Origin of the sequence: Azospirillum sp. TSH100 (assembly GCF_004923295.1) — a bacterium.
GTDB lineage: Bacteria > Pseudomonadota > Alphaproteobacteria > Azospirillales > Azospirillaceae > Azospirillum.
Genome location: NZ_CP039634.1, coordinates 2199683 through 2212648, shown reverse-complemented (window position 1 = coordinate 2212648; position 12966 = coordinate 2199683). Strand labels below are relative to the sequence as shown.

Here is a 12966-nt window from a genome sequence, read left to right as displayed (position 1 = left end):
CCTGCTGTGTTACCGTGCGAAGGCGTCGGAAAGATGGCTGCGCGGGCACCCGCTTTCCATGGAACATCCAGAAAAAATTTCCGGAAAATTATGTCGCAATCCACCAGTACTTCCGGTGCCGATCAGGCGCTCGTCCCCCTGCTGACCCGCATCGCCGAGGCGCTGGAGCGCCTGGCTCCGCCGCCCGACCGGCCGCTGGATTTCGGCGCGGCGGACGCGTTCGTCTGGCACCCGGATCCCGACCGGCTGGAAGCGGTGCCGGTGGTCAACCGCGTCGACATCATGCTTCTTCAGGGAATCGAGCGGCAGCGGGAAATCCTGCTGGACAACACCCGCCGCTTCGCCGCCGGGCTGCCGGCCAACAACGCCCTGCTTTGGGGCGCCCGCGGCACCGGCAAAAGCTCGCTGGTCAAGGCCGCCCATGCCGCCATCTGTCTGGAACGGCCGGGCGAACTGGCTCTGGTGGAAATCCACCGCGAGGATATTCCCACCCTGCCCCGCCTGCTGACCCGGCTGAAAGGCGAGGCGCGTCGCTTCATCCTGTTCTGCGACGATCTGTCCTTCGACCATGACGACGCCCATTACAAGTCGCTGAAGGCGGTGCTTGACGGTGGGATCGAGGGGCGGCCGGACAACGTGGTGTTCTACGCCACCTCCAACCGCCGACACCTGATGCCGCGCGACATGATCGAGAACGAGCGGTCGACCGCCATCAACCCGGCGGAAGCGGTGGAGGAGAAGGTGTCGCTGTCCGACCGGTTCGGGCTGTGGCTGGGCTTCCACAACTGCGACCAGGACACCTATTTCGCGATGATCGAGGGCTATGCCCGCCATTTCGGCCTGGAGATCCCGGAGGACCGGCTGCGCGCCGAGGCCGTCGAATGGTCGGTCACGCGCGGAAGCCGGTCGGGCCGGGTGGCCTGGCAGTTCATCCAGGACTTGGCTGGCCGCCTCGGGAAGCCCCTTCGCTGACCTTGCGGTCCATCTGATCGCTCGGGTCGACGGCCTGGCTGCCCTTGCGCAGCTCGAAATGCAGCTGGGGCGAGGAAACGCCGCCGGTCTGGCCGACCCGGGCGATCACCTGTCCCCGCTTCACCGACGCGCCGCGCTCCACCTCGATCTTGTCGAGGTGGGCGTAGGCGGTGATCCAGCCGTCGGAATGCTTCAGCAGCAGCAGGTTGCCGAAACCGCGCAGTTCGTTGCCTGCATAGGCGACCACGCCGTTGTCGGCGGCGACCACGGCGGTGCCCTTCGGCGCGGCGATGTTCAGGCCGTCATTGTGCAGCCCGTCCGGCTTTGGACCATAGCCGGAAATCAGCTTGCCTTTCACCGGCCACAGGAAGCGGGCGCCGCCGCGCGGCGGCGGGGCGCCGACGTCGGCCTTCGGCTCCGGCTTGGGCGGCGGGGCCGCTGCCGCGACCTCCTGCTGCGGAGGTGCGGCCTGCGGAGCGGGGGCCGGTTGCGTGGCAGGGACTGGGGCCGGTATCGGCGTCGCCGCCGGCTTGCTCCCGGGCGGACGCAGCATGGTCGGCGCTTGGCCCGGCTGATAGGCTGTATCGCCAGCGGCAGTCGGCGCAGCGGCCGGAACCGGTTCGGGAGCGACGCCGGGCTTGGAAGGCGGCGGCAGCGGCGTGGCGGCGATACCGCCTGAGGAAACGGTCCCGGAGGACGAAGACGCTCCCGGCGGCGGCAGTTCGGCGGCCTGAACCGATCCTCGTCCGGCAGGCGAACCCTGCGGCGTCAGCGGCACGGCACCGCCGGAGGCAGCCCCGGATGCAATCACGGTCCCGTTGCTGTCGTTGCTGCCGGGCAGGCGCAACGGCTGGCCGACCTGCACCGCGTAGGGCGGCGTCAGGTTGTTCAGCCGCGTCAGTTCACTGACATCGACATTGTGCATCCGGGAGATGCTGTAGAGGCTGTCGCCCTTCTGCACGATGTATTGGCGGGAGGTGGGCAGGACCAGCCGCTGGCCGACTTCCAGCCGGTAGGGCGGAGCCAGCTTGTTCGCCTCGATCAGGTCGCGCAGCGGCACATTGTAGCGGCGCGACAGGGTGTAGGCGCTGTCGCCCTTCTGCACGGTGATGGCGCCGCCGGCCGATTCCGGTACCTCGGAGACATGGGTGAAGGGCGCAAGCCCGCCCACCCGCTCGCAGGCGCCGAGCGCCAGGACGGCGGTGGACAGGACCAGGGCGGACAGAACGCGCTTGGAAAATGAGGGTTTCATGCGGAACGGACCGATTGCGGCGGGTCGGACAGCAGCGGAACGAAACGGACGGGCCACAGGTCCTCCCGGATAAGGCCAGCTTCGGAGCGCCGGAAACGCACGACCCTCTGGTCGCGGTGATCGGTCCCCAACGGAATGACCAAGACACCACCAACGGCGAGTTGATCCGTCAAGTCTTTTGGCGGCTCCGGCCCGCCGGCGGCTGTGACCAGTATGCGGGCGAAGGGTGCCTGCTCCGGCCAGCCCCGCGTCCCGTCGCCAAGCCGCGTCGTGATCGTGTGGATGCCGAGCGCCCTGAACCGCTCCTCCGCCTCGCACAGAAGCGGTTTCAGCCGCTCGATCGTGAAGACCCGGCGGCAGAGCCGCGACAGCACCGCCGCCTGATAGCCGGAGCCGGTGCCGACCTCGAGGACAAGATGCCGCGGGTGCAGTTCCAGCGCCTGGGTCATCAGGCCGACCACCAGCGGCTGGCTGATGGTCTGACCCAGATCGATCGGCAGCGCCGTGTCCTCCCACGCCCGATCCTGGAAGGCCTCCGGGACGAACAGCTCGCGCGGGATCCGCTCGATGGCCGCCAACACCTTCGTGTCGGTGACGCCGGCCCCGCGAAGGGCCATCAGCAAGCGGATCTTGCGCGGGTTGTATGTCACACGAAGGCCTGCCTCAACGTCTGCAACGTCGGCGTATGGGTGAGGTCGAGATAGACCGGCGTCACCGAGATGCCGCCGTTGAACACGACATGGATGTCGGTGTCGTCCGCCACGTCGGCCTCGCCACGCAGGGTGCCGATCCAGATATAGGGCTTGCCGCGCGGGTCGACGCGTTCCAGCAACTCGTCGCCGATCTTGCGCTTGCCGTGCCGCACCACCTGGATGCCCGTCACCTCTGCGGCCGGGCGGGCCGGGAAGTTGACGTTCAGCAGCACGTTCTTCGGCCAGGCCACCGTCACCGCCTTGCGCACCACATCGGCGCCATGGACGATGGCGGCGGACCAGTCGATCGGCTGACCCGGTTCGTAATGCTGGCTCATGGCGATGGCCGGCACGTTCAGCAGGGTCGCCTCCATCGCAGCGGCGATGGTGCCGGAATAGGTCACGTCCTCGCCGATGTTGGAGCCCTGGTTGACGCCGGACAGAACCAGCGTCGGACGGGCGTCCTTCATCACATGGTTGACCGCCAGCAGCACGCAGTCGGTCGGCGTGCCGTCCACGGTGAAGCGGCGTTCGTCCAGCTTGCGCAGGCGCAGCGGGCGGTTGATGGTCAGCGAATGGCTGGCCGCCGACTGCTCCATCTCCGGCGCCACGACCCAGACATCGTCGGACAGCTCGCGTGCGATGGCTTCCAGGACCTTCAATCCCTGGGCATGGATGCCATCGTCGTTGGTGACGAGGATCCGGGCCTGGGACAGGTCGAGCGGCAGGTCGAACATCAGATGGAAATCCTCTCCACTCCGCGCATGTAGGGGCGGAGCGCTTCGGGAACCAGGATCGAACCGTCGGGCTGCTGGTAGTTCTCCAGCACCGCGATCAGGCAGCGCCCGACCGCCACACCCGATCCGTTGAGGGTGTGGACGAATTGAGTTTGCTTCTCGCCCTTGGCCCGGCAACGGGCCTTCATCCGCCGCGCCTGGAAATCACCGCAATTGGAAACGCTGGAGATCTCGCGGTAGGCGTTCTGGCCCGGCAGCCAGACCTCGACGTCATAGGTCTTGCGCGAGGAGAAGCCCATGTCGCCGGTGCACAGCACGATGGTGCGGTAGGGCAGGCCCAACCGCTCCAGGATCGTCTCGGCACAGCGGGTCATGCGCTGGTGCTCGTCTTCCGACTGTTCCGGATTGGTGATGGCGACCATCTCCACCTTCCAGAACTGGTGCTGGCGGATCATGCCGCGGGTGTCGCGCCCGGCAGACCCGGCCTCCGCGCGGAAGCAGGGGGTCAGCGCGGTGTAGCGCAGCGGCAGCTCCTCCGCCGCGACGATCTGGTCGTTGACCAGATTGGTCAGCGGCACTTCGCTGGTCGGGATCAGGTAATGGTCGGACGAGGTGGTCTTGAACAGATCCTCCTCGAACTTGGGCAGCTGGCCGGTACCGAACAGGGCGGTGTCGCGCACCATCAGCGGCGGGGCAATCTCGGTGAAGCCGTGCTCGCTGGTGTGGATGTCCAGCATGAAGTCGGCGAGTGCACGCTCCAGACGGGCAAGCCCACCCTTCAGCACGGTGAAGCGGGCGCCGGACATACGGGCCGCCGCCTCGAAATCCATCAGGCCCAGCGCCTCGCCCAACTCGTAATGCTGCTTGGGGTTGGCGATGTCGGCGGGGGTGCCCCAGCGGCGCACCTCGACGTTGGCGGTCTCGTCCGGCCCGTCCGGCACGTCGTCGGCCGGGATGTTGGGCAGGCCGGCCAGGATGGCATCGAGCTCGGCGCCGAGCGCGCGTTCCTCCTCCTCGACCTGGGGCAGGCGGTCCTTCAGGGTCGCCATCTCGTCAAGGATCGGCTGGGCATCGCGGCCTTCGCGCTTGGCGAGGCCGACTTCCTTTGCCGCCTCGTTCCGGCGGGCCTGCATCTCCTGCATCTGGGTCTGCGCGGCGCGGCGGCGGCCGTCGAGGTCGAGCACGGAGGACGACATCGGCGCCAGTCCCCGGCGGCCAAGGCCGCGGTCGAAGGCTTCGGGATTCTCACGGATGGCGCGAAGGTCGTGCATGGCTCGAACAATCAACGAATTGTGTGGGGCACTGGTTATACGGCGCGACCCCGCCAAGGTCCAGTGCAAGGCCGCCTCCGCACCTCTCCTGATAATGATATGAAGGCGACTTGCAAGCGGACTTGCGCGGGCGGCATGGCGGCCGTGCCCCGGCAATTGTTGGAATGGACGGGCACGGCAGGGCAATGTCGGCGCTGCGCCGCAACCGACGGTGCCAAGCGTGAGAATCAGGAGCCGAGCGCGTGCGCGACGAGATCGACACCGGTGACGAGGCCGCCTATCTGCAGGCCGGCACCCCCGCCTATCGCCGCGCCAGCCGCATCCTGTTCGTCGCCGGCTTCTCGACCTTCGCCACGCTCTATTGCGTCCAGCCGTTGCTGCCCGATTTCGTGCGGGAGTTCGGGGTGACGCCGGCGGAATCGAGCCTGTCGCTGTCGCTGACCACCGGCATCCTGGCGGTGGCACTGCTTGTGGCCGGCGCCATCTCCGACGGGATCGGGCGCAAGCCGGTGATGGTCGCGGCCCTGCTCGGCGCCGGCGTCCTCGGGATTGTCGGCGCGCTGATGCCGGGCTGGCACGGCTTTCTTGCCGTCCGGGCGCTGGAGGGGCTGGCGCTGAGTGGGCTGCCGGCGGTGGCAATGGCCTATGTCTCCGAAGAGGTCGACCCGAAATCGGCCGGCGTCGCCATGGGGCTCTATATCGGCGGGACCGCCATCGGCGGCATGTCCGGCCGGGTGCTGACCGCCATCGTCACCGACCTCGGCAGCTGGCGGCTGGCGGTCGGGGTGGTCGGCGCACTGGCGGTGGCGGCCGCCGTCACCGTCTGGTTCGCCCTGCCGCCGTCGCGCCATTTCGTCCGCCGCGCCGCCGGGCTGTCGGCGCTGGTGCGGGCGTGGCGCGGACTGCTGACCGACCCGGCGCTGCTCGGGCTGTTCTCTCTGGGCTTCCTGCTGATGGGTGGCTTCGTCACCGTCTTCAACTATATCGGCTTCCGCCTGAGCGAACCGCCGTTCGAGCTGCGGCCGGCGATCGTCGGCGCGGTGTTCCTGGTCTACAGCTTCGGCGTCGTCAGCTCGCCGCTGTTCGGCGGCTGGTCGGGCCGGTTCGGGTCGAACCGCACCCTGGCGGCGGCGGTGGCACTGATGGTGGCAGGGCTGGCGCTGATGGAGATCGACAGCCTGTTCGCCATCGCTCCCGGCATTGCTCTTCTCACCTTCGCCTTCTTCGGCGCCCATTCCATCGTCTCGGCCTGGATCGGCCGGCGGGCGGCGGTGGCACGGGGGCAGGCCTCCTCCATCTATCTATTCTGCTACTATCTGGGTTCGACGCTCGCCGGAACGCTGGGCGGGCTTTTCTGGCACGGCTATGGTTGGACCGGGGTGGCCGCCTTCGTCGGGCTGTTGCTGGTCGTCGCAGTGGGGGTTACCGCCGGGCTGCAACGCAGCCGCTGATGCGCGACGAACGGTCGCGCTTGCGATTCGGCTTATTGCGTTGCGCCGGGCAGCGCTTCACGCTGTACAGGTTCGTTCGGCAGGAGTGCGCCCGGTGAGTGACCTGACCGTATATCTGGAAAGCGATGCCCGCAGGCCGGAACTCCGCACCGCCGACCCGGCATTGATGGCCGCTCATCTCGCCCATATCGGCATCCTGTTTGAACGCTGGAATGCCGACACCCCCCTGCCCGCGTCCGCCGATGCCAACGCGGTGCTGGACGCCTATGCCGTCCCCATCGGACGATTGAAGGACGCGCGGCGCTTCTGCACCGCCGACGTGGTGCGCGTGACCCTGCAGACGGAGGGCGTGGCGTCCCTACGCGCCAAATTCCTGAACGAACACACCCATGACGAGGACGAGGCGCGGTTCTTCGTCGAGGGGGCCGGCGCCTTCTACATCCACTTGGACAACCGCGTCTTCCGCGTCGTGTGCGAGGCCGGCGACCTGCTGAGCATTCCCGCCGGCACGCCGCACTGGTTCGACATGGGAGCGACGCCCTGCTTCACCACCATCCGATTCTTCGGCCGCCCTGACGGCTGGTCGGCCACGCCGACCGGCGACACCATCGCCGCGCGCTTCCCGTTCTTTGGGCCGGATACTGCTCAGGCAGCCTGAATCCGCCCCATTCCCGCCTCAAAAAATTCACTTGAATCACGGGCGGAAAAGCGTAAATCAAACGGCACGACGCACCCGCACGTGCCTATGGCCCTCTGTGGTTATGCTACGACGTACCGCGTCCTTTTTGGCAGAACCGACCATTCCAGTGGGTCGGTCCCGAGAGGGAGGTCAGTATGTACGCTGCCCACGGTGGGGCTGTGAGACGGTAGCCCGTTAGCCGGTAAACGACGCGCTGTTGCCTGGAGCTTCACAGCCCGGGGCCGCTGCTCGCACCGGCTATCTCCGTCTCCCCCCTTCCCAAATCCGATCAATCGCCGATCCCGCTTCAACAACCGCGCCCCAGCCTTCTGCTGGTTGGTTCGTGGTGCGGCGTGGGATCGTCGTCTGCTCACCGGACCGGTTTGACCGCCGCTGTCCGGGGATAGGAGTGCGCCATGGGTTTCCTGCGTTCCCGTTCCGCCGTCACCCCGCTCCGCCGCGTCGGCCTGAACGACAGCAGCGCCGTTTCGCTGACCTCCGGCCGTCGCTCCACCGTAGCGCAGGCCGTCGCCCTGCACCGCCCCGAAGAGCCGATGCACTGCATCCGCCCCGGCGTTCTGGCCGACACCGCCGACAGCTTTCTGAAGGCCTTCGCCGGTGCGACCGACGCGGTCGGTGGTGGCGGGGACGTGCTCTACGCCGTGAAGTGCAATCCGGAACCGGCGGTGCTGCGTGCCCTGTGGGCCGGCGGCGTGCGCCATTTCGATGTCGCTTCGCCCGGTGAGATTCGCCTGATCCGCCAGATGTTCCCGGATGCCGTCCTGCATTACATGCACCCGGTGAAGGGCCGTCAGGCGATCCGCAACGCCTATCACCAGTATGGTGTGCGCGACTTCGTGCTCGACAGCCGGGAAGAGTTGGACAAGATCCTGGAGGAGACCGACGGCACCGCCGATCTTGGTCTGGTCGTCCGGCTGGCACTGCCGAAGGGCAATGCCGTCTACGACCTGTCCGGCAAGTTCGGTGCCTCCCTGACCGACATGGTGGACCTGCTGCGCGCCGCCCGCGCCGTGGCGCCGAAGGTCGGGATGTCCTTCCATGTCGGCTCGCAGATGCTCGACCCGTCGGCCTATGAGCGCGCCATCGCGCTCGCCGGCTACGTCATCGCCGAGAGCGGCGTGGCCATAGACGTGCTCGATGTCGGCGGCGGTTTCCCGGTGTCCTATCCGGGCGTCACCCCGCCGCCGCTCGACGACTTCATGGCCGCCATCGCCCGTGGCATTGCGTCCATCGACCTGCCGGCGCACTGCCGCCTGTGGTGCGAGCCCGGCCGTGCCTTGGTCGCCCCCGGCGCCTCGCTGGTGGTGCAGGTGGTGAAGCGGCGCGGCACGGAGCTGTTCATCAATGACGGCGTCTATGGTGCCCTGTCGGACGCAGGCGTGCCCGGCTTCCGCTTCCCGGCCCGGCTGATCCGCCCGTTCGAGGCGATGACCGATGCCCCGGACGAGGCGTTCAGCTTCTACGGCCCGACCTGCGACAGCGCCGACAGGATGGCCGGCCCCTTCCACCTGCCGGCCGATGTGAAGGCCGGCGACTGGATCGAACTGGGACAACTCGGCGCCTATGGCTCCTGCCTGCGCACCGCCTTCAACGGCTTCGATCAGGCGCGGGTCGTCGAGGTGTCGGACGCGCCGCTGCTCGCCACTCCCGGTTACGAGCTTCGCTCCTGTGCTGCCTGAAGGCGAAGCCGGATTCTGTGGATAAAGCGTAAAGACATCCGTAACATTCAGTCGCCCGGCGTGTCCCGTTTCCTCTTCTCCGAAGTGGGCGGGAGCGCCGGGCTATGTCGTTGGCCTAAACTACCTCGGGGAGACAAAAAATCATGGCCCTGGACACGAAGCTCTGCACGTTCACAGGCCGCATGGTCATCGTTGGATTCGGTTCGATCGGCCAGGGTGTCTTGCCGCTGCTTCTCCGTCACATCGACGGACTTACGGCCGACCGAATCACCATCGTCACCGCCGAGGAGCGCGGACGGGAGGAAGCGGAGCTTTACGGCGTCGCCTTCCACAACAATCCGCTCGACAACGACAATTTCTTCCAGGTTCTGAAGCCGCTGATCGACAAGGGCGATTTCCTTGTCAACCTGTCGGTCGACGTATCGTCGATCGCGTTGATCGAGTTCTGCCAGCGGGTCGGCGCCTTCTACACCGACACCTGCACCGAACCGTGGGCGGGCGGCTATACCGATTCCAGCCTGTCGCCGTCGCTGCGCTCCAATTATGCGCTGCGCGAATCGGCTCTGGCGCTGCGCGGCCGCTTCGACGGCGGCCCCACCGCGTTGATCACCCATGGGGCGAATCCGGGTCTGGTGTCGCATTTCGTCAAGCAGGCGCTGCTGAACATCGCCGCCGACACCGGCGTCGCGACCGATGTCCCGACCGACCGCGACGGCTGGGGCCGGCTGGCGCAGAAGCTGGGGATCAAGACCATCCATGTCGCGGAACGCGACACCCAGGTGTCGAACCAGCCCAAGCAGATCGGTGAGTTCGTCAACACGTGGTCGATCGACGGCTTCGTCAGCGAAGGCTGCCAGCCGGCCGAACTCGGCTGGGGCACCCACGAGAAGGGATTGCCGCCCGACGGACGTCGGCACGAATTCGGCTGCGACGCCGCGATCTATCTGATGCGCCCCGGTGCCGCCACCCGCGTGCGGACCTGGACCCCGCTGGAGGGGCCGTTCCACGGCTTCCTCATCACGCACAGCGAGGCGATCTCGATTTCCGACTATTTCACCGTGCGCGAGGGCGGCAAGGTCGTGTACCGGCCGACATGCCACTATGCCTATCATCCCTGCGACGATGCGGTGATGTCGCTGCACGAGCTGGCCGGCAAGAACTTCAACATGCAGGCCGAACAGCGGCTGATGATGCACGAGATCACCGGTGGGATGGACGAGCTGGGCGTCCTGCTGATGGGGAATCCGAAGGGCGCCTACTGGTACGGATCCCGCCTGGGGATCGAGGAGGCGCGGTCGCTGGCCCCCTATAACAACGCCACCTCGATGCAGGTGACCTCCACGGTCCTGGGCGGCATCGTCTGGACGCTGGAGAACCCGAATCGGGGCGTGGTGGAACCGGACGAGGTGGACTTCCGCCGGGTGCTGGACATCGCCACCCCCTATCTCGGCGAGGTGGTCGGCGCCTATGGCGACTGGACTCCGCTGCAGGACCGCAACGTCCTGTTCCCGGAGGACATCGACGAGGACGACCCCTGGCAGTTCAAGAACTTCCGGGTGGTTTGACAGAGGTTGGATGAAGTGCCGCAGCCCCCAAAGCCGGTTCCGGCGCGGCGGCTGCGGCAGCACTGCCACAGGGGCCACGGCGACACGGTGACATTGGCCACGGAGGGGCCTTGAAACCGTTGACTTGGGCTTTCGCTTCCCCCAATCGTTCCGATATGCCCAAGCACGTCTCCCGGCGCGCCCGCGCCAAAGCTCCGACCGTCGCCAACCCCATCCTGCGCTCCGGCATCGTCGGGCTGATGGTGGCGTGTGGGGTCGCCGCCGTGGATCTGGCCATTCCGGATTCGGCCAACGCCCAATCACCGGCCAAGCAAACACCCTCCCCGAAGCCTTCCCAGGGACCGCTTCCCGGCGCCAAGCCTGCCGCTCCAGCCGCGCAGGCCGGCGCCAACGGCACCGAATCGAAGCAGGAGCCGGTGCTTCTCACGGCCGATCAGGTCACCTTCGACGAGGTGAACAGTGTCGTCACCGCCAGCGGCAACGTGGAACTCGCCCAGGGCAAACGCAGTGTCCACGCCGACAAGATCACCTACAACCAGAAGACCAAGGTCGTCACAGCCACCGGCAAGATCCGGCTTGTGGAACCGTCGGGCGACATCGTCTTCGCCGATTACGCCGAGCTGACCGATAATCTGAAGGACGTGTTCATCGAGAACATCCGCGTCCTGATGACCGACAATGGTCGCATGGCCGGCAACGAGGGCGAGCGGCGCGAAGGCCGCCTGACGCGCGTCAGCCGGGGCGTCTACAGCCCTTGCGACCTGTGCAAGGAAGACCCGACCCGTCCGCCGCTGTGGCAGATCCGTGCCGTGCGCATCGTGCACGACAACGAGGAGCATGAGGTCCGCTATCGCGACGCGACGATGGAGATCTTCGGCATCCCCGTCGCCTACACGCCCTATCTGTCGCACCCCGATCCGTCGGTCGACCGCAAGAGCGGCTTCCTGACGCCATCCTTCGGCAACAACTCCAATCTCGGAGCGATCCTCAAGACCCACTATTACTGGGACATCGCGCCGGACCAGGACGCGACCTTCGACCTGCACTACTACTCGCAGCAGGGGCCGCTGCTCGGCGGTCAGTACCGCAAGCGGTTTGAAAGCGGCCGGCTGGAACTGGAAGGCGCCATCACCCGCGGCGACGTGGCCAACACCACGACGGTGCCGAAGGAAACGCGCAACCGCGGCTATGTCGCAGCGCGCGGCCTGTTCGACATCGACGATACCTGGCGGGCCGGTTTCGACATCAAGCGGGCCAGCGACCCGACCTTCCTGCGGCGCTACTATGATTTCCGCGAGGATTACCTGACCAGCAAGGTCTTCGTCGAAGGCTTCCGCGGCCGGAACTACGCGGCGATCACCGGCTACAGCTTCCAGGACATGCGGTACGGGAACAGCATCCCCGAACCGGTCACCCTGCCCTACGCGCAGTACAACGCGCTGGGCGAGCCAGGCAGCCTGCTGGGCGGCCGCTGGTCGTTCGACACCAGCCTGCTGGCGGTGTCGCGCTTCAAGAACGCCGGCCCCGACACACAGCGCGTCATGGCCCAGCCGGGTTGGGAGCGCAACATCGTCTCCAATGCCGGCTTTGTGACAACCCTGTCGGGCAGCGTGCTGGTCGCCGGCTACAAGGCGCAGCAGTTCAACAACAACGACCCGACGGTCCGCGGCAACGACAACATCAGCCGCTTCCGCTTCTTCCCGCAGGGACAGGCGACCGTCCGCTATCCGTTCGTGCGCTATGGCGAAAGCTCCTCCCAGCTGATCGAGCCGATCGGCCAGCTGACCTTCGCGCCGAAGCTGCCGAACGGCCGCATCTTCCCAAATGAGGACAGCCTGGACGTTGAGTTCGACGACGTGAACCTGCTGCAGCCCAACCGTTTCACCGGCATCGACCGGCTGGACGACGGCATGCGCGTCACGTACGGCTTGCGGGGCGCCATCTATGGCTACAACCAGGGATCGGCCAGCCTGTTCCTGGGGCAGAGCATCCGCCTAACGGACAGCAGCGCCGGCTTCACCGGCGATTCGGGCCTGGAAGAGCGGGTGTCCGACTATGTCGGCCGTCTCGACCTGCAACCTGCTGACTGGCTGGACGTGAATTACGGCTTCCGCGTCGATCACGAAACCTTCCGTCCGCGCCGCCATTCGCTGAATGCCTCGGCCGGCGTCCCGCTGCTACGGCTGTCGACTTCCTACACCTATGTCGACCAGACCACCTCCCGCACCGCCGTCACCCGCAACCGGGTGGAGCAGGCGAGCTTCGGCGTCTCGTCGCAATTCACCGACCACTGGAACATCGGCATCAGCCACACCCAGGCGATGGAACCGCAGCCGGGTCCGCGCGCCAGCCTTGCCGTGCTGACCTATGGCGACGAATGCCTCCTGTTCCAGACGATCGCCCGGCGCGACTACACGATCAGCACCACCGGCGAGAAGGACGGCAATACCATCTTCTTCCGTCTGGTCTTCAAGAATGTCGGCGAGTTCAAGAGCCCCGGCATCAGCGCCGGCTTCCTGGGCGGCGGATCGGCCAACCAGTAATCGGAGCGAGGCGGACAGGAGGCCGCGGCAAAAGCTGGCGAAAACCAACGGCCAGGGGTTGCATCCCTTGGCCGTTGCCATTAGCCATTAAGGCCCGACGAGAC

General features: G+C 66.9%; 10 protein-coding genes. 6 read left to right on the top strand and 4 right to left on the bottom strand.

Annotated features, from left to right (window positions below):
* Positions 1-90: 90 nt before the first annotated feature.
* The gene (locus E6C72_RS10435; protein ID WP_109443620.1) at positions 91-972 is read left to right on the top strand and encodes an ATP-binding protein; all 882 of its coding nucleotides are present in this window, start codon (positions 91-93) and stop codon (positions 970-972) included.
* Here E6C72_RS10435 and E6C72_RS10430 read toward each other — a convergent pair.
* From E6C72_RS10430 to serS, 4 genes are read right to left on the bottom strand one after another with little or no spacing between them, the layout of a single operon-like run.
* Positions 929-2224, bottom strand: coding sequence for a LysM peptidoglycan-binding domain-containing M23 family metallopeptidase (locus E6C72_RS10430; RefSeq protein ID WP_109443621.1), 1296 nt, complete (start codon positions 2222-2224; stop codon positions 929-931). The genes E6C72_RS10435 and E6C72_RS10430 overlap by 44 nt on opposite strands.
* Positions 2221-2874 carry a protein-L-isoaspartate(D-aspartate) O-methyltransferase gene (locus tag E6C72_RS10425; protein ID WP_109443622.1) on the bottom strand — a complete coding sequence of 218 codons (654 nt, stop codon included), beginning with the start codon at positions 2872-2874 and terminating at the stop codon, positions 2221-2223. The genes E6C72_RS10430 and E6C72_RS10425 overlap by 4 nt, the downstream gene beginning before the upstream one ends.
* Positions 2871-3653: a 5'/3'-nucleotidase SurE gene (gene surE, locus E6C72_RS10420; RefSeq protein ID WP_109443623.1), complete on the bottom strand. Its 783-nt coding sequence runs from the start codon at positions 3651-3653 to the stop codon at positions 2871-2873. The genes E6C72_RS10425 and surE overlap by 4 nt, the downstream gene beginning before the upstream one ends.
* Positions 3653-4924, bottom strand: coding sequence for a serine--tRNA ligase (serS, locus tag E6C72_RS10415; protein WP_109443624.1), 1272 nt, complete (start codon positions 4922-4924; stop codon positions 3653-3655). Before serS ends, surE begins: the two co-directional genes overlap by 1 nt.
* A gap of 242 nt (positions 4925-5166) precedes the next feature.
* Here serS and E6C72_RS10410 point away from each other — a divergent pair, with 242 nt between their 5' ends.
* From E6C72_RS10410 to E6C72_RS10390, 5 genes are all read left to right on the top strand, one after another.
* On the top strand, positions 5167-6375 hold the full coding sequence (locus E6C72_RS10410; protein WP_109443625.1) for an MFS transporter: 1209 nt from the start codon (positions 5167-5169) through the stop codon (positions 6373-6375).
* 94 nt (positions 6376-6469) lie between these two features.
* Positions 6470-7033: an acireductone dioxygenase gene (locus E6C72_RS10405; RefSeq protein ID WP_109443626.1), complete on the top strand. Its 564-nt coding sequence runs from the start codon at positions 6470-6472 to the stop codon at positions 7031-7033.
* Positions 7034-7470: 437 nt separating this feature from the next.
* Positions 7471-8754 (top strand): type III PLP-dependent enzyme, encoded by a 1284-nt coding sequence (locus E6C72_RS10400; protein WP_109443627.1) that lies wholly within the window; start codon positions 7471-7473, stop codon positions 8752-8754.
* Positions 8755-8897: 143 nt separating this feature from the next.
* The gene (locus E6C72_RS10395; protein WP_109443628.1) at positions 8898-10319 is read left to right on the top strand and encodes a homospermidine synthase; all 1422 of its coding nucleotides are present in this window, start codon (positions 8898-8900) and stop codon (positions 10317-10319) included.
* A gap of 155 nt (positions 10320-10474) precedes the next feature.
* Positions 10475-12862 (top strand): LPS-assembly protein LptD, encoded by a 2388-nt coding sequence (locus E6C72_RS10390; RefSeq protein ID WP_109443629.1) that lies wholly within the window; start codon positions 10475-10477, stop codon positions 12860-12862.
* The last annotated feature ends 104 nt before the right edge of the window (positions 12863-12966 follow it).

Excerpts from the sequence above, each read along its gene's own strand:
- E6C72_RS10390 (WP_109443629.1), top strand. The coding sequence starts at position 10,475 with ATGCCCAAGCACGTCTCCCGGCGCGCCCGCGCCAAAGCTCCGACCGTC.
- E6C72_RS10395 (WP_109443628.1), top strand. The coding sequence starts at position 8,898 with ATGGCCCTGGACACGAAGCTCTGCACGTTCACAGGCCGCATGGTCATC.
- E6C72_RS10435 (WP_109443620.1), top strand. The coding sequence starts at position 91 with ATGTCGCAATCCACCAGTACTTCCGGTGCCGATCAGGCGCTCGTCCCC.
- E6C72_RS10430 (WP_109443621.1), bottom strand. The coding sequence starts at position 2,224 with ATGAAACCCTCATTTTCCAAGCGCGTTCTGTCCGCCCTGGTCCTGTCC.
- serS (WP_109443624.1), bottom strand. The coding sequence starts at position 4,924 with ATGCACGACCTTCGCGCCATCCGTGAGAATCCCGAAGCCTTCGACCGC.
- E6C72_RS10400 (WP_109443627.1), top strand. The coding sequence starts at position 7,471 with ATGGGTTTCCTGCGTTCCCGTTCCGCCGTCACCCCGCTCCGCCGCGTC.
- surE (WP_109443623.1), bottom strand. The coding sequence starts at position 3,653 with ATGTTCGACCTGCCGCTCGACCTGTCCCAGGCCCGGATCCTCGTCACC.